This is a genomic window from Sinorhizobium sp. 22678 (assembly GCF_052044265.1).
Taxonomy (GTDB): domain Bacteria; phylum Pseudomonadota; class Alphaproteobacteria; order Rhizobiales; family Rhizobiaceae; genus Sinorhizobium; species Sinorhizobium meliloti_A.
Genome location: NZ_JBQEMS010000021.1, coordinates 49,007 through 65,893, shown reverse-complemented (window position 1 = coordinate 65,893; position 16,887 = coordinate 49,007). Strand labels below are relative to the sequence as shown.

14 protein-coding genes and 1 tRNA gene are annotated in these 16,887 nt (G+C 63.4%); 5 read left to right on the top strand and 10 right to left on the bottom strand.

Translation table 11 applies throughout. From position 1 onward, the window contains the following. The first annotated feature begins 80 nt into the window (after positions 1–80). Entirely contained in the window at positions 81–983 is a 903-nt protein-coding gene (ppk2, locus tag ACTJKL_RS24995; protein WP_440854076.1) for a polyphosphate kinase 2, read from the top strand. 17 nt (positions 984–1,000) lie between these two features. On the opposite strand, the gene ACTJKL_RS24990 is transcribed toward ppk2, so the two are convergent. Then, positions 1,001–2,152 (bottom strand): biotin transporter BioY, encoded by a 1,152-nt coding sequence (locus tag ACTJKL_RS24990; protein ID WP_440854075.1) that lies wholly within the window; start codon positions 2,150–2,152, stop codon positions 1,001–1,003. 393 nt (positions 2,153–2,545) lie between these two features. Here ACTJKL_RS24990 and ACTJKL_RS24985 point away from each other — a divergent pair, with 393 nt between their 5' ends. Beyond that, complete coding sequence (locus tag ACTJKL_RS24985) at positions 2,546–3,556, top strand: NAD(P)H-dependent flavin oxidoreductase (RefSeq protein ID WP_440854074.1); 1,011 nt, start codon at positions 2,546–2,548, stop codon at positions 3,554–3,556. Between the two features lie 76 nt (positions 3,557–3,632). Further along, a tRNA-Thr gene (locus tag ACTJKL_RS24980) sits at positions 3,633–3,708 on the top strand. 344 nt (positions 3,709–4,052) lie between these two features. On the opposite strand, the gene ACTJKL_RS24975 is transcribed toward ACTJKL_RS24980, so the two are convergent. The 6 genes from ACTJKL_RS24975 to ACTJKL_RS24950 form a co-directional block, all read right to left on the bottom strand. After that, on the bottom strand, positions 4,053–4,850 hold the full coding sequence (locus tag ACTJKL_RS24975) for an extracellular solute-binding protein (protein WP_275596841.1): 798 nt from the start codon (positions 4,848–4,850) through the stop codon (positions 4,053–4,055). A gap of 127 nt (positions 4,851–4,977) precedes the next feature. Then, positions 4,978–5,919, bottom strand: a complete 942-nt coding sequence (locus tag ACTJKL_RS24970) for a phosphatidate cytidylyltransferase (RefSeq protein ID WP_440854073.1) — start codon at positions 5,917–5,919, stop codon at positions 4,978–4,980. A gap of 7 nt (positions 5,920–5,926) precedes the next feature. Further along, the gene (locus ACTJKL_RS24965) at positions 5,927–6,538 is read right to left on the bottom strand and encodes a lysophospholipid acyltransferase family protein (protein ID WP_100669691.1); all 612 of its coding nucleotides are present in this window, start codon (positions 6,536–6,538) and stop codon (positions 5,927–5,929) included. Continuing rightward, positions 6,535–7,200 (bottom strand): CDP-alcohol phosphatidyltransferase family protein, encoded by a 666-nt coding sequence (locus tag ACTJKL_RS24960; RefSeq protein WP_440854072.1) that lies wholly within the window; start codon positions 7,198–7,200, stop codon positions 6,535–6,537. Before ACTJKL_RS24960 ends, ACTJKL_RS24965 begins: the two co-directional genes overlap by 4 nt. A 93-nt stretch (positions 7,201–7,293) precedes the next feature. Continuing rightward, the gene (locus tag ACTJKL_RS24955; protein ID WP_100670022.1) at positions 7,294–8,469 is read right to left on the bottom strand and encodes an AI-2E family transporter; all 1,176 of its coding nucleotides are present in this window, start codon (positions 8,467–8,469) and stop codon (positions 7,294–7,296) included. Between the two features lie 211 nt (positions 8,470–8,680). After that, entirely contained in the window at positions 8,681–9,895 is a 1,215-nt protein-coding gene (locus ACTJKL_RS24950) for an MFS transporter (protein ID WP_440854071.1), read from the bottom strand. Between the two features lie 336 nt (positions 9,896–10,231). On the opposite strand from ACTJKL_RS24950, the gene ACTJKL_RS24945 reads away from it, so the two are divergent. Next, a complete protein-coding gene (locus ACTJKL_RS24945) occupies positions 10,232–11,932 on the top strand; it encodes a long-chain fatty acid--CoA ligase (RefSeq protein WP_440854070.1) in 1,701 nt (566 codons plus the stop codon). A 316-nt stretch (positions 11,933–12,248) separates the two neighbouring features. After that, positions 12,249–13,874 (top strand): glucose-6-phosphate isomerase, encoded by a 1,626-nt coding sequence (gene pgi / locus ACTJKL_RS24940; protein ID WP_440854069.1) that lies wholly within the window; start codon positions 12,249–12,251, stop codon positions 13,872–13,874. A 137-nt stretch (positions 13,875–14,011) separates the two neighbouring features. Here pgi and ACTJKL_RS24935 read toward each other — a convergent pair whose 3' ends face one another. Genes ACTJKL_RS24935 through pyrC form a run of 3 tightly spaced genes read right to left on the bottom strand, consistent with a single transcriptional unit; the run spans position 14,012 to position 16,753 of the window. Continuing rightward, entirely contained in the window at positions 14,012–14,938 is a 927-nt protein-coding gene (locus ACTJKL_RS24935; RefSeq protein ID WP_440854068.1) for a carbohydrate kinase family protein, read from the bottom strand. A gap of 55 nt (positions 14,939–14,993) precedes the next feature. Then, the gene (locus ACTJKL_RS24930) at positions 14,994–15,692 is read right to left on the bottom strand and encodes an orotate phosphoribosyltransferase (RefSeq protein ID WP_100669699.1); all 699 of its coding nucleotides are present in this window, start codon (positions 15,690–15,692) and stop codon (positions 14,994–14,996) included. 17 nt (positions 15,693–15,709) lie between these two features. Beyond that, complete coding sequence (gene pyrC / locus ACTJKL_RS24925) at positions 15,710–16,753, bottom strand: dihydroorotase (RefSeq protein WP_411922614.1); 1,044 nt, start codon at positions 16,751–16,753, stop codon at positions 15,710–15,712. Positions 16,754–16,887 lie beyond the last annotated feature (134 nt).

Here is a 16,887-nt window from a genome sequence, read left to right as displayed (position 1 = left end):
ACATGATTTTCACGACATGCTTGAATCCGCAATGTAATTATGGCCTCCTCCGGAGAAATCGAGCGAGCGGGAGGAAACAGATGGCACGCCACGAAGCACCGGCCGAAGCAAGGCCGGGGAGCCGGGCGGTCGAACTGGAGATTGACGGCAGAAGCCGCATCTTCGACATCGACGATCCGGACCTGCCGAAATGGATCGACGAGGAAGCCTTCGGCTCCGACGATTATCCCTACAAGAAAAAGCTCGATCGGGAGGAGTACGAAGAAACGCTGACGAAGTTGCAGATCGAACTGGTCAAGGTCCAGTTCTGGATGCAGGCGACCGGCACGCGCGTAATGGCGGTCTTCGAGGGTCGCGACGCCGCCGGCAAGGGTGGTGCGATCCACGCGACGACGGCCAATATGAATCCCCGCTCCGCGCGCGTCGTCGCACTGACGAAACCGACGGAGACCGAACGGGGTCAGTGGTATTTCCAGCGCTATGTCGCAACCTTCCCGACCGCCGGCGAGTTCGTCCTATTCGACCGCTCCTGGTACAACCGCGCCGGTGTCGAACCGGTGATGGGCTTTTGCACCGCCGACCAGTACGAGCAATTCCTCGAAGAGACGCCGCGTTTCGAGGAGATGATCGCGAACGAGGGCATCCATCTCTTCAAGTTCTGGATCAATATCGGCCGGGAGATGCAACTGAAGCGCTTCCATGACCGGCGCCACGACCCATTGAAGATCTGGAAGCTTTCGCCGATGGACATCGCGGCGCTGAACAAGTGGGACGACTACACCGGAAAACGCGACCGTATGCTGAAGGAAACGCACACGGAGCACGGGCCATGGACCGTCATCCGCGGGAACGACAAGCGCCGCTCCCGCATCAACGTGATCCGCCACATGCTGACGAAGCTCGACTATGACGGCAAGGACGAGACGGCGATCGGCGATGTCGACGAGAAGATCCTCGGCTCCGGCTCCGGTTTTCTCAGGTGATTCCGACGCGCTGACGATCAGCCGCCCGGCTGCACCCGGATCGCAAAGAGATCGAGGCTGTTGCCGCCGCCGCTGAGATCGCTGTTGATCACCAGTTTTCCAGGGCTGCTGGGTGCCGAGCCGCGCTCGAAATTGATCTTCAACAGCATGTCGACCCGCTCGTCGTGTACGGTGAAGCGGTGCCGGCCGCAGTCGCCGAGCGTCGAGAAATCGCATTCGACCGAGAATTCGGTTGCCTTGCCCGGAGCCGCCTGGACCGTCAGGGCGAGTGTCGATGACTTGCCCGACAGCTGGGCAAGGACATCCGCGGGAATTTCGATCGCCACATCGCCCTCCTTGGAGGCCGCTGCCGAAATCAACCGCAGGCTCTCGCCTGCATCACCGCCGGACGGTTCCGCGCTGGCGCGCGGCCCCGGCGTGACCGCCGCAGTTTCTCCGGGAGCAAAGACCTCTATCCAATCGCCGGAGAAGCCCTCCTGGGCGCCGAGGGTCTGCAGGCCGGCCGCTCCGTCGAAATCCTCCGCATCCACCGTCGCGGGCGGATTGGCGACGCCGGTGTCCGTCGGCGGCCGGAGCAGGTCGTTCGTCTGAACCCACCAGACGGCGACACCGGCCGCCGCTGCAAGCGTGGCAACGATCATCGCATAGGAGAAGAACCGGCTGCGCCTGCGCTTGCGCGGTCGCTGGTCGGCGACGCCCGGATCGGGAGCAGGCTTGCGCGCGGGTTCTATTCTTCCCTCGTCCGCCGCCGCTCTGAAAGCCGCCGGCGAGCCGTCGCGTTCGGGACGCAAAGCGCCAAGCCCGCCATCCGCCTGTGCAGGGGGGCTTCCCTCCGGCTTCAATGCCGGCTCGCTCCGTGGCGCGGCGGGTGCTGGCGCTTCGGGAGCGCGCTCTACCCTCTCGCCCCTCGCCTTCACCTCGCCAAGGCTCACCACCGGAGTCTGAGCGCGCTCCTTAAGGGCAGCGCGCTCTTCCATCTCGATCGCGCGGATGACCGCTTCGAGCCGGTGACGTTGCACGGAGATGACCTCCGGATCTTCGATCTGCTGCTTCTGCAGACCGTTTTCCAGCGCCTGACGCGCCGACTGATAGATGCGCGCCCGGATCTCCGCATTGCTTCGATCCGCTCTTTCCAGCGCATTCCTGATCGCTGTCTCAAGTCCGCTCACGTCAAATCCTTCTGCGCGAAGTCTTCCGGTTGCCGCAATACGCTGCCGGATGTGCCTTTCTGGCGACGAGCCCCGCCTCTTCCCGTCACACGCCGTTGGTTTTATTAAGAATTGGGTAACCGCTGCATTGCGAATTCGCAAGTGCAGCCGCGGCTTCGTCCGGTGTTCCCCAGGTAAAACATGGGCGAGCGTGGCCGAATTGCCGGAGCGCGCACCGCTTTGCGGTGTCTCGGCGTCTTATCGGAGGCGCAAAGGTCGCTATTGCCCTCGCGGTTGCTGCATGTCCTTGCGGACCGGTGGACTTCAGGAACGATGCAGTAGGCAAGCGCGTCCGTTGCTGCTATCAGTTTTGACGTTTACGAGAACGTCAAAGTTGGGATGGAGATTTTTTCGATGTCGTTGCCGCCAATCCTGTCAGGGAAAACGAGGCTGCCGATCGTAGGGGCGCCGCTTTTCATCGTCTCGCATCCCCGGCTGACGATCGCACAATGCAAGGCCGGCATTATCGGCGCCTTTCCGGCGCTCAACGCCCGCCCGCAATCGCAGCTCGACGAATGGCTGGCGGAGATCACCGAGACACTGGCCGACCACGATGCCAGACACCCCGAGCGCCCGGCGGCACCCTTCGCGGTGAACCAGATCGTACACAAATCGAACGTCCGGCTCGAACAGGATCTGATGCTTTGCGTCAAGTACAAGGTTCCGATCGTCATCTCCTCGCTAGGGGCCGTGCCGGAGGTTAATGCCGCCATCCATTCCTATGGCGGTGTCGTTCTCCACGACGTCATCAACAACCGCCATGCGAATTCCGCGATCCGCAAGGGCGCAGACGGGCTGATCGCAGTCGCGGCAGGCGCTGGCGGCCATGCGGGAACGCTCTCGCCCTTCGCGCTCGTGCAGGAAATCCGCGCCTGGTTCGACGGGCCGCTTCTGCTCTCGGGCGCGATCGCCACCGGCGGCGCAGTGCTCGCTGCGCAAGCGATGGGGGCCGACATGGCCTATATCGGGTCGCCCTTCATCGCCACGGAAGAGGCCCGCGCGAGCGATGCCTACAAGCAGATGATCGTCGACAGCAACGCCGCCGACATCGTTTATTCCAATTACTTCACCGGCATACACGGCAATTACCTGAAACCGTCGATCCTTGCCGCCGGGATGGACCCGGCCAATCTGCCGGAAGCCGATCCCTCCAAGATGGACTTCGGCACGGCAACGGAAGGCGCCAAGGCATGGAAGGACATCTGGGGCTGCGGCCAGGGGATAGGCGCCGTGCGCGAAGTCGGCACCGTCGCCCGCCTTATCGACCGGCTGGAACAGGAATACGACGCCGCACGCGCACGTCTCGGCTTCGATTCCAATTCCGAAGGGCCGCCGGCCCAGGAATTTTCAAGTTCTCGAAACTGATGGCTTGAAATCTCGCCGCTTTGCGTTTATCAGCGCCTCACATTCGTTCCGCGACGTTCGCGGAACCGCCCCAAGGGCCGCTTTAGCTCAGTCGGTAGAGCACATCATTCGTAATGATGGGGTCACGTGTTCGAGTCACGTAAGCGGCACCATTTCTTCAGAGATCAGAGTGTTTTTGGGCGGCTCCTGGGTCGCCCGGTTGATTGGCTGACATATGGCTCTATCGAAAGCTCGGCAATACACGGGCTGCTGACTTAAGCGTCTTCTAACCGTTGCTGTATGCCTCTCCGGCCGCGGTGATCGCAGGATGTGCAAAGAAGGGAAATCTCTTTTCGGCCGTCCGACCGTGCTGAAAGCCGTGAGCGTGGCGGCAGGAAAGATAGCCACGCCCCGGCATTATCGATCGCCCCCGCGGACGCCGCTGATCTTTTAAGCGGACGGTCGTCCATGATCACGCCGTCGCGACTGGGGGGCCGCGCTGGCACAGCAAATCAGATCAGCGTATCCAGCCTTCGCGGGACATGATCTTCTGCGCTTCATCGGAGATCAGATAGTCCAGAAACGCTTTTGCTTCGGGATCGGCGTCGGGGGCCAGCGCGACGCTCAAGTCGCGCCATATTGCCCGATCGCTCGACAGCATCACCGCTTCCAGGGTGTCGGGGTTCGAAACCGGCCAATTCGGCCAGGTGATCCAGGCGTCTGCATCCAACGCTTTGAACGCCTTGAAGCTCGCGCCCGAACCATGTTCGAAAGCGACAATGTTCCTGCGGAACGCCGCGACATCCTCCAGCCGGCCGAGGCGGCCCGCGATGTCCTCCCATACACCCGTCCCCGATGTGTTGGCGACGCCAGCCCCCTCGGTTACGACGATTTTCGTCCCGACCGCCAGAAGGTCCTCGAATTTTGCGATCCCCTTGGGATTACCCGCTTTCACGGCAATCACTGCGGGACGCAGGTAAATCGGCGCGACCTGATCCGACGAAAATCCTTGATACGTCTCGAGAAAAGCAGTCATCGCCTGCTCGGAGGTGCCCCAAATGACGTCCGCATCGGCCTGCGCCTTTTTCGACCATGTTTTCTCCGGCCCGGCGGTGATTTCGACCTTGCGGCCGGTCTCCTTCGTCCAGACGTCCGCGACTTTCCGGATGGCGGTGTGCGGACCGCCTGCACCGTACAGACGGATCACCCCATCCTGGGCATCGCGGCTGATCGAAGGGTCATGGAGTGCGGTGTCCTGCGCCGAAGCAGGCGTGGCAAGAATCGTTGTCAGAACAATCAGAAACGCAATTCGCAAGGGCTTCTCCTTTTTATGCGTGTTGGACCGCAGCAGTCTTTCGACGGCGCGGCAGGAGAAACGACTCTTCGACGGGTACAATCCTTCCCTCATGGAGGAACACGAAACCGTGATCCGCCGTCACCCATCACGTGTAAAAATATCGCGTCAGGTGAAAGAACACCGGTGCCGCGAAGCTCAGCGAATCCATTCGGTCGAGTACGCCGCCATGCCCGCTGATCATCGAGCCCCAGTCCTTTACGCCCATCGAGCGCTTCACGGCCGAGAGCGCCAGTCCGCCGAGAAAGCCCATGGCGACGATGGCGAGGGCCATGGCGGCCGCCTGCAACGGCGTGAAGGGCGTTATCCACCACAAGGCCGCGCCGGCAGCCACGGCCGAAAGCCCGCCTCCGGCAAGTCCCTCGACCGTTTTCGACGGGCTGACGACCGGTGCGATCTTCGTCCGGCCGAAAAGCTTGCCGAAGACATACTGCATGACATCGCTGAACTGCGCGATGGTGATGAGGAAGAAGAGCAGCAGAAAGCCTTCGCCCGGCCGGCCGGGGATGTCGAGCGCCAGGAGGGCCGGTGCGTGGCTGATGCAATAGACCGTCAGCATCAGCCCCCACTGGATGCGCGAGACGCGCAGCAGGAACTGCTCCGTGTCGCCCTTCAGCGCGGAAAGGCTCGGCAGGAGGAGGAAGCCGTAGACCGGTATCAGAATGGTGAAAAGCGCATACCAGTCGATCGAGATCAGCCAGTATTGCAGCGGCAGCAGAACGTAAAAGGAAGCGACGAGCGGCAGGTGATCGGCGGCACGCGTCGGCGTCAGCGAGACGAACTCGCGCAGCGTGTAGAAGGAAGTGAGAGCAAAGAGCACGAGCGTGACGCCGCGGCCGAGAGCGAAACTCACCGCGAATATGGCGATCATCACCCACCATGCCCTGATACGGGCATTGAGATTGTCGATCGTCGCCCGCCCCGTTTCGGACGTCGCGCGGCGCGACAGCACGAAGCCGATCAGCGATGCCGCTCCGAGAAGAGCGACTATGCCGGCGAAGAGGATAAAGAGTTTGTCGTTCAAGGACATGGCGGCCTCATCCGATGGGTTCCGGCGCAAGTGCGGCGACCGCTGCGCGGGCGCGTTCCAGAAAAGCCTCCTTCTCTTCGCCGGTGTGGCGCGCGACCGGCGGTCCGAAACGCACCGTGCAGCTGATGGGGACGGGCAAAAAGGTTCCCTTGGGAAAGGCGCGCGAGGGATTGTCGAGATAGGTCGGGATCAGTTCCACGTCGGGAAATTCCTGAGACAGCCAGTAGAGCCCGCTCTTGAACGGCCCCGGCAACCGTTCGCTGCCGCGCGTGCCCTCCGGGAAAAGGATGAGCGACTCACCCTCGCAGAGCACGTTGCGCAAGGGCGCGAGAGCCGCTCCGGGCGGCCCCTGCGTCGAGCGCTCGACGAGCACGCCGTTCAGCACCTTCAGCCCGATATGACGCCTCACGGCCCCCCTGCCCCAATAGTCCGCCGCGGCGATCGGATGCGTCGACGCGCGCAACGCACGCGGCAGCGCCGACCAGATCAGCAGCGTGTCGAGATGGCTCGCGTGATTGGCGAAATATATGCGCTGGCGCATTTCCGGGTGCGAGCCCATCCAGTGCGCCTGCCCGCCGACGATGAACCGCGTGAGGCCGATCAATGCCAGGTCGATCACGGGTTCGCGCCTTCCCGAATGCGCGCGACGATGGCCCTGGTGCGGGTCGCGCATGTGACGAGCGCGCCGGCAAGGATGATCCAAGCCGTGGCGTAAAGCACGAGGCGCTCTGTCATCAGAATCGCTTCCGCGAATGCCAGCACGCAGGCGAGACTCATCAACGCCATACGGTGCTGTTTCGCCATGGGACCGCGGAAGTCCTGGCCCTGGCCGAGCGACCCGCCGAAGACGCGCACATAGGCCGTCAAGGCGGCCGCAAGCGCTCCCGCCCAGCCGAGCCATCCCGCGCCGGCGGCATAGCCGAGTGCAACGATGAGCAAGGTGTCGGCGGCCCGGTCGGGAAACTCGTTGTAGAGCGCTCCCACCGGCGAACCGCGCCCGCCCTCGACCGCCACCATGCCGTCGAGAAGATTGCAAAGGAGGCGCAACTGGATAGCGGCGAGCGCCACGGGATAAAGGAACGGCCAGCGGGCTGCGGAAAGGAGGGCCCCTGCCCCCAGCGCGGCAAAGACGACGCTTGCAAGCGAGATCTGGTTCGGCGTGACCGAAGTCTTCAGAAGCAACGCCGTCAAGCGCCGCGCGTAGCCGCTGTCGCGCGCGGCGATGGGGCGACGATTCGCGCCCGGCCTGTCTGCGTCTTCGCCGTCGGGTGCGACACTCATGTTCGAGAGGTACGGCCTACAAATGAAGGATTGCAGTCTGTCTTAAAACAACTTCCATGCAAATGCCATATCGCCGCGTGGCCGGCTTCGGTCTCACTTGGCGGAAATATCCACCCTGGGTATACCGTTGACGGTCGGCTCCGGCTGGCTCGTCACCTCGCGAAGCCATTCGCGCCAGATGGCGACCAGCAGCGCCATCAGGACCGGGCCGACGAAGAGACCGAGAAACCCCATCGTCTTGACGCCACCGATCAGGCCGAAAAACGTCGGCAGGAAGGGCAGCTTGATCGGGCCGCCGACGAGCCTCGGGCGCAATGTCTTGTCTACGATGAAGAGCTCCGTCGTACCCCAGGTGAACAGCGCGACGCCGTGGACGGGCGAGCCGCTTGCAACGAGATAGACCGAGACCAGGGTGAAGCAGAGCGGAGCGCCGCCCGGAACGAGCGCCATGACGCCGGTGATGATGCCGAGCGTCACCGGCGACGGCACGCCGGCCAGCCAATAGGCGACGCCGAGCACGATGCCTTCGCCGATCGCGATGATGCCCATGCCGGTGACCGTCGAACTGATCGTAAGAGGCACCACGCGCGACAGCCTCTCCCAGCGCATCGGGAAGATCCGTTCGCCAAGATGGTCGAGCTGCTTCGAAAAGGACTGGCCGTCACGATAGACGAAGAAGAGCGTGATCAGCATGAAAAGGAGCGTCAGGAAGGACTGGAAGGCGGAGGCACCGACCACGAGCACGCCGCGATAGATATTGCCGATATTGGAGCCGCTCACGAGCTGCACCAATTCCCCGAGAGCGCCGGGGTGACCGACATATTTGACCCATTGTTCGCCGAGCCAGGCGCCCACCGCCGGGATCGTCGCCAGCCAGGCAGGCGCCGGGGCGCCGTTCGCATTGGTCGCAACCGCCCAGACGAGCCAATCGCGCACTTCGTCAACGGCATAGATCGCGACAAGCGAGATCGGCACGACGATAAAGGCGACGACGGAAATGATGGCGATCGTCGCAGCAAGTGTGCGGTTGCCGTTCACGCCTTGAAGCAGCCGCCAATAGATGGGCCAGCTCGCGAACCCGATGACCACCGCCGCAAGCACCGGCACGAGGAAACCATGGAAGAAATAGACGCCGCAAAGCAGAATGAGAACGAGCAGCCACCGGGCCGCCGAAATCGGCACGACGAGGGCGGAGCGTGAATGGGCCGGCTGCCCGAAGAGCCGCGGCTCCACAGGTAGATTCTCTCGTTCGCGATTGCCCAATTGCACCAATTCTCCTCCGTCTCTTCGAACCTTACAACAAACCCGCAACCTTGCCAGCCCGTTCCGCTCCGCTGGACGCGGTTTCCGGCGCAATGATGGCGGCCGGCTCCGAATCGGCCCTTTACGCCGGAACGCGCGCATTTTCACCTAGCAAAGGGACGTGACAGGGAGATTAGAGCGGATGAGGAAAGCGCGTGCGGTTTCGCACGCAGTCAGGCTACGCGTCCCCTCTCCGGCGATCCACGAGCACCGAGGCGAGGAATATGGCGAAACCGCCGATACCGAGCACGGCGCCGACGAGCCCCGGCGAAGTCCAGCCATAGCCGGCGGCGATGGCAATGCCGCCGAGCCAGGCGCCAAGGGCATTGGCGAGATTGAAGGCGGAATGACTGAGGGCTGCCGCGAGCGTCTGCGCCTTTCCGGCGACGTCCATCAGCCGGGTCTGGACGCCCGGAACGACGGCGAAGCCACCGCCGATGAAAAGCACGTTGACGATCGCCATCCAGGGGCTCGTCATGGTGAAATAGAAGAGGATGTAGGCGAAGACGTTGAAGACGAGCGCGATGCCGATGGCGCGCGTAAGCGACCAATCGGCGAGCCGCGAACCCACGATATTGCCGAGGATCATGCCTGCGCCGAAGACCGACAGCATGACGGGTACATTGGCGACGGAAACGCCCGCGACCTGGGTCAGCGCCGGTGCGATATAGGTGAAGACGGCGAACATCCCGCCGCAGCCGATCGCACAGATGCCCAGCAGCAACCAGACCTGGAGGCTTCCCAGCGCGCTCAATTCCCGCAGCGGCGTCGCCTGCGGATCGCCCCTGTCCCGCGGCACGTGAAGCCAGATCAGGACCATCGTCATAAGGCTGATGCCGCCGACGATCGCAAAGGCGCTGCGCCAGCCGAGCGCCTGGCCGAACCAGGCGACGAGCGGCGTGCCGAAAAGGGTGGCGATCGTCAGCCCCATCATGACCCGCCCGACCGCGCGCGCCCGCTGGTTCGGTGCCGCAAGTCCTGCCGCGACCAGTGCCGCCACGCCGAAATAGGCGCCGTGCGGCAGGCCCGCGAAAAAGCGCGCGGCGACGAGCGGCTGGAAACTTGGAGCAAATGCGGACGCGAAATTGCCCAACGCAAAGACCGCCATCAGGACCAGCAGCACATGAAAACGGGCGAACCGCGCCGCAAGCACCGCGATCAACGGCGCCCCGACGACGACCCCGAGCGCATAGGCGCTGATGACGGCGCCGGCCGCCGGCACCGACACCGCGAGGTCGTCTGCGACCTGAGGCAACAGACCCATAATGGCGAATTCGCCGGTACCGATACCGAAACCGCCGACAGCCAGCGCGATTTCCGCCGCGGAAACTCTGTTGCGGGACTTGCCTATATGGGTGGGGCCGATATCGGCGGAAAGGACGTCTTCGGACATGCGTTACCTTGGCTCGCGGCCCGTCGGCCGCCGCTTGGGAGGGATCTTGTAAAATATCTTGGGGACGTCGGCGCAGCCGATGTCGTGGCAGGGTATACTGCAGTGCAGTATAGGCGGGCCGGCTGCACCTGCAAGAACTGTGCTGCAGGGCACATCAATATTTCACAAACCGGTGCATGCCTGCCGATTGTTGACGTTTACGTCAAAGTTATATAATCCGGATTACGGCTTGAAGAGGCGAGCTAAAAGCAGCATCTTCGACGGAGAGGAAGATCGGGAGGGATTTTTCTTTGCCGCGATGACGGCCGTTCATTGGCGACCAGAGGGAGGAAGGTCATGGCGGAAGCAAGCACCCAGCAGTCGGGTTCCGGTACGGCGAAGATCTGGCTCGGATCCTACCCGCCGGGCGTGCCCGCCGACATCGGCCCGCTCACCTACCGCTCCATCGGCGAATTCTTCGATCACGCGGTTGCGCAATATTCCTGGCGGCCCGCATTCACCTGCACGGGCAAGGCGCTGACCTTCTCCGATCTCAATGCGCATTCGGCCAAAATCGGCGCCTGGCTCCAGTCGCTGGGGCTCGCGAGCGGCGATCGGGTTGCGGTGATGATGCCCAACATCCTTCAAAATCCCGTCATCGTCTACGGAATCCTGCGAGCCGGCTTCACCGTCGTCAACGTCAATCCGCTCTATACGCCGCGCGAACTGGAGCACCAGTTGGTGGATGCCGGCGCCAAGGCGATCTTCGTGCTCGAGAACTTCGCCCATACGGTCGAGCAGGTGCTGCCCCGCACGAAGGTCAAGCATGTCGTGGTCGCCAGCATGGGCGACATGCTTGGTCCGAAGGGAACAATCGTCAATCTGGTGGTGCGCCGCGTGAAGAAGCTGGTCCCCGCCTGGTCGATTCCAGGTCACCTTTCTTTCAAGTCGGTTCTTGCCAAGGGCGCGACGCTCGGCTTCAAGCGGCCGAACGTGGCGCCGGGGGATGTCGCCTTCCTGCAATATACCGGTGGCACCACCGGTGTTTCCAAGGGCGCAACGCTGACGCACGCCAATCTCCTGTCCAACATGGCCCAGATGGAACTGTGGCTGAACACGGCCTTCCTGCGCAAACCGCGCCCGGAGAGTCTCACCTTCATGTGCGCGCTGCCGCTCTATCATATCTTCGCGCTCACGGTGAATTCGCTGATGGGGCTGGCAACCGGCGGCAACAACATCCTGATACCGAATCCGCGCGATATCCCCGCCTTCGTCAAGGAGCTCGGCAGGTACAGGACGAACATTTTTCCGGGGCTGAACACGCTCTTCAACGCGTTGATGAACAATCCCGAATTCCGCAAACTCGACTTCTCGTCCCTGATCCTGACCTTCGGGGGCGGCATGGCGGTGCAGCGGCCCGTCGCCGAGCGCTGGCTTGAGCTCACCGGCTGCCCGATTCATGAAGGATACGGCCTTTCCGAGACCTCGCCGGTAGCGACCGCCAACCGCCTCGACACCGACGATTTCACCGGCACGATCGGCATGCCGTTGCCTTCGACGGAGGTCGAGATCCGGGACGAGGACGGGCGCACGCTCCCCGCTGGCGAAATCGGAGAGATCTGCATTCGCGGGCCCCAGGTGATGGCGGGCTACTGGCAGCGGCCTGAGGAAACGGCCAGGGCCATTTCGCCGGACGGCTTCTTCCGCACCGGCGATGTCGGCTTCATGGACGCCGAGGGGCTGACGAAGATCGTCGACCGGAAGAAGGACATGATCCTCGTCTCGGGGTTCAACGTTTTCCCCAACGAGATCGAAGAGGTGGCGGCGACCCATCCCGGCATCCTCGAATGCGCCGCAATCGGTATTGCCGACCCGCATTCCGGCGAAGCGGTCAAGCTCTTCGTCGTGCGCAAGGACCCGAACCTCACCGAAGAAGAGGTCAAGCGCCACTGCGCCGCCAACCTCACCAACTACAAGCGGCCGCGGCACGTGGAGTTCCGCACCGAACTGCCCAAGTCGAACGTCGGCAAGATCCTGCGCAAGGATCTTCGCGGGTAAAGGCTTGGGCGCGAAAACGCCCCTTACCCGGCCTGCCGGCCACCTTCTGCCCGCTGGACGGGGAGAAGGGACTCGTGGCACCGGCTCCGTTCCATTTTGCCGCTGCGTGCGCGTCCGAGTCCCCTCTGACCGCCTGCCTGGAGAGGTTGGAGTGAGGGGAAGTTTTCGCCGCCCTGCCGATGGAGCGATGCGGCCACCTTTTTTCGCTGCAGCGCACACCTGCCCTTGATTTGCCGCGGTTAAACCGACTAGCTATCGCAGCCAAATTCCAATGCCCTCATTCCCATGCCCCAGTTGCGATGCAAGGAGCCCTGCGATGAAAGCGCTTGTCGAAAACCTGAAAGCCACTGCACGCGAAACCGATGCGACCGATATCCGTGCCGCCTTCGCGGCCGATCCGAACCGCTTCTCGCGCTTCAGCACGGCGTTCGACGACCTCCTCTTCGACTATTCCAAATGCGCCGTGAACGACCGGGTGATCGACGGCCTCGAAGCGCTCGCCAAGGCGGCGAAGGTCGAGGAAAAGCGCGATGCGATGTTCCGCGGCGATATCATCAACATCACCGAGGAGCGCGCGGTTCTGCATACGGCGCTCAGGAACAGGTCGAACCGGCCGGTTCTCGTGGGTGGCAAGGACGTCATGCCGGACGTCAATGCCGTTCTGGAGGCCATGGGCAAGTTCGCTGACGACGTCCGCTCCGGTGCCCTGAAAGGAGCCACAGGCAAGAAAATCACCGACGTCGTCAATATAGGCATCGGGGGCTCCGACCTCGGCCCTGTCATGGCGACGCTGGCGCTTGCCCCCTTCCATGACGGTCCGCGGCTGCACTTCGTTTCCAACGTCGACGGCGCCCACATCGCCGACACGCTGAAGCTCCTCGATCCCGAAACCTCTCTCTTCATCGTCGCCTCCAAGACTTTCACCACGATCGAGACGATGACCAATGCGGCGACTGCCCGCGCCTTCATCGCCGGCAAGCTCGGCGAGGCGGCGGTGGGTCATCACTTCGCGGCCGTCTCCACCGCCCTGGATAAGGTCGGCGCCTTCGGCATCGATGCCGCCCGCGTCTTCGGCTTTTGGGACTGGGTCGGCGGGCGCTATTCCATCTGGTCTGCGATCGGCCTGCCGCTGATGATCGCGATCGGCAAGGAGAATTTCGGCCGCTTCCTCGATGGCGGCCACGCCATGGACGAGCATTTCCGCAGCGCGCCGCTTCGCCGGAATGTCCCCATGCTCCTCGGGCTCATCGGCTTCTATCATCGCAACGTTCTCGGCTATCCGTCGCGGGCGATCCTGCCCTACGACCAGCGGCTGACGCGCTTCCCGGCCTATCTGCAGCAGCTCGACATGGAATCGAACGGCAAGGGCGTGACGCTCGACAGCCAGCCGGTCGAATTCGCAACCGGTCCCGTGGTCTGGGGCGAGCCCGGCACCAATGGCCAGCATGCCTTCTATCAGCTCATCCACCAGGGAACCGATATCATTCCCGCCGAGTTCATGATCGCGGCGAACGGCCACGAAAAGGACCTGCGCCACCAGCACCAGCTCCTGATGGCGAACTGCCTGGCGCAGTCGGAAGCCCTCATGAGAGGACGTACGCTGGCGGAAGCCAAGGCGCAGCTGACCTCCAAGGGAATGGACGAGGCAAAGGCCGACAAAATCGCACCCCACCGCGTCTTCACCGGAAACCGGCCGTCGCTGACCATCGTCTACGATCAGCTCGACCCCTTCGCGCTCGGCCGTCTGATCGCGCTTTACGAACATCGCGTCTTTGTCGAAGGCGCGCTCTTCAACATCAATTCCTTCGACCAGTGGGGCGTCGAGCTCGGCAAGGAACTGGCGACCGGCCTGCTGCCCGTCATCGAAGGCAAGGAAAGCACCGAGGGACACGATTCCTCGACCGCCGGACTCGTTGCTGCGCTGCTGAAGGCGGCACGCTGAACGACGACCGATCGGAGTGATCGGTCAGCCGCGCAGATTCTCCCCCCTTGCGGGGGAGATGGAGGAAGCCAGAGCGGGCATAGACGGCCGCGCGTGCTGCTTGGACCCGCCGAGACCCGGCGTGGCCGGCACCGACCTCACAGCCCGAGTTCGTGCCGCCAGGGCGGGTTGGCGCCTGCGCGCGAAACAGTGACGGCCGCCGCCTTCGCTCCGAGCGTCAGGGCCTGACGGATGGCCTCGTCGGTCAGGCTTGCCACCTTCTCCTTGGTCAGGAGGCCGTTGAACTTCAACGACGCCAGTATACCGGCGTCGAAAGTGTCGCCCGCGCCGACAGTATCGACGACCTCGACCCGTTCGCTCGCGACCTTGACCTTGTGGCCGTCCGTATAACCGACCGCGCCGTCCGCGCCGCGGGTGATCAGCACCAGCTTCGGGCCGCGTTTCAGCCATTCGGCCGCGAGCGCGTCGTGGCTGCCCTCCATGCCGAACCAGGCGAGGTCCTCGTCGGAGAACTTGACGATATCGGACATGGCGGCCATTCGCTTCATGCGTCCGACATGCGCCCCCCGGTCTTTGATGAAGCCGGGGCGGATATTCGGATCGAAGGAGATCACCCGTTTTTCGTGCTCCCGCGCCATCAGCGCCTCGTAAGTGGAGCCGCAGGGCTCGGGAATGAGGCTGATCGCGCCGAAATGCAGCGCCTCGCAGAAATCTCCGAGCGCCGGAAGGTGCTCCGTGGTGATCATCCTACCGGCCGTGTTCTCGTCGAAGAAGGCGTAGCTCGCATGCCCGTCGACGAGCTTCACGAAGGCGAGCGTCGTGTGCAGCGGCAGCGTGGCGCAGGGAGCGAAATCGACATTCGAGGCCTCAAGCGTCGAGCGAAGGATGTCGCCGAACATATCGTCCGAGAGGCCGGTGAAGAAGCCTGTGGGGACGCCGAGCCGGCCGAGCGCGACGGCCGTGTTGAAGATCGCGCCGCCCGCATAGGGCGCAAAGGCGCTCTCGCCCGCCGTCGTCTCCCGCGGCAGCATGTCGATCAGGGCCTCTCCGCAGCAAACGATCATGTCCATTCCTCCCCAAACATATTCATCGATCCGGCAAATCGCGCCAAGCCCTTCGCTACTGGACCGCGAGCGCGCTGACGCCCCCGTTACGGCCCGACCAGTCGAGCGGAGCGTTGAGGAAGGCTTCGACCTCGTTCAGCGTCTTATCGTCGAACAGCGCCAGTTCGCGCGCGACGGCAAGCACGTTGCGCCAGGTGGCGATGTAGTGCAGGTCGACGCCCTTCGACTTCATGTCGCCGCGGGCTTCCGGAAAGATGTCGTAGTAGAAAAGCGCGATGCCGTGCTCGACGACGCCGCCGGCCGCGCGGATCGCGTCGATGAACTTGAACATCGAGCCGCCGGCGGTCGTCAGATCCTCGATGACCAGGACGCGCGCGCCCTCCGGCATATGGCCTTCGATCTGGGCGTTGCGGCCATGTCCCTTCGGCGCCTTGCGCACGTAGATCATCGGCAGGCCGAGACGCTCGGCAAGCATGGCTGCGAAGGGAATGCCGGCAGTCTCGCCGCCGGCCACCACGTCGAACCGCTCGAAGCCGGCTTCGCGCAGGATCGTCGCAGCGGCGAAATCCATCACCGCGGAACGGATTCGCGGATAGGAGATCAGCTTGCGGCAGTCGATATAGACCGGGCTCGCCATGCCGGAAGAGAGCTTGTAGGGCTCGTCGGCGCGAAAATGCACCGCCTTGATTTCCCAGAGCATCTTCGCGACCAGATCGGCCATCACCGCCTTATCGGTGAACGCATTCGAAAACATGGATTCTCCTTCTGCAATCAGGGCTGGACGACGGCCCAATGAAGCGGAAACATCGGGTCGAAGACCGTGACCGGGCCGGCCTCGGTTTCGATCTTGGCGGGATAGCGGACGGTCTCCTCCTGCTTGTGCAGCGTGATCGTTTCCTCGTTTGCCGGCAGGCCGTACCAGGCTGGGCCGTTCAGCGAGGTGAAGGCTTCCAGCCGGTCGAGCGCGCCCTCTTCCTCGAAGACGTGAGCGAGGCAGCTCAAGGTGTTGATCGATGTGTAGATGCCGGCACAGCCGCAGGCGCATTCCTTGAGCGGGTCGACATGCGGGGCAGAGTCCGTTCCGAGGAAGAAGCGGACGTCGCCCGAGATCGCGGCCTGGCGAAGCGCCAGCCGATGCGCCTCGCGCTTCGCTACCGGCAGACAGTAGTAATGCGGCTTGATGCCGCCGACGAGGATGGCGTTGCGGTTGATGATCAGGTGATGGGTGGTGATGGAGCCGGCAAGATTGGCCGCGTGCTCCCGGATATAATCGACCCCGTCCTTCGTCGTCACATGCTCCATGGTGATCCGGAGATCGGGCAGTCGCCGGCGGAGCGGGTCGAGAACGGTTTCGATGAAGACTGCCTCACGGTCGAAAATATCGACCTCGGCCGTCGTCACCTCGCCATGGACGCAGAGCGGCAGGCCGATCTCGGCCATGCGCTCGAGCACCGGCATGGCCTTGTCGATATCGCGGACCCCGCTCGACGAATTGGTGGTGGCGCCGGCCGGATAGAGCTTGACCGCCTTGACGAGGCCGCTCCTGAACCCAGCTTCCACATCGCCCGGATCGGTGCCCTCGGTAAGATAAAGCGTCATCAGCGGCTCGAACCGGTCCCCTGCGGGAATGGCGGCGAGGATGCGCTCGCGATAGGCGGCCGCATCGGCCGAGGTCACCACCGGCGGCACCAGATTGGGCATGATGATGGCACGCGCGAAATGGCGGCTCGTATCGGCGATCACGCCGCGCAGCATGCCGCCGTCGCGCAGGTGAAGATGCCAATCATCAGGGCGGCGTATAACGAGGTCTTGCATATCAGCGTTCTCCCGATGCTCGCGCCCGATCCGCGCGGCCGGCATCAGGCGTACCGGTGCGCTCGAAGGGCGGCAACTCATGTGGTGAAACCGCGCCTCGATAACACCATTGCGCCGCCGAAGACAATGGCGAT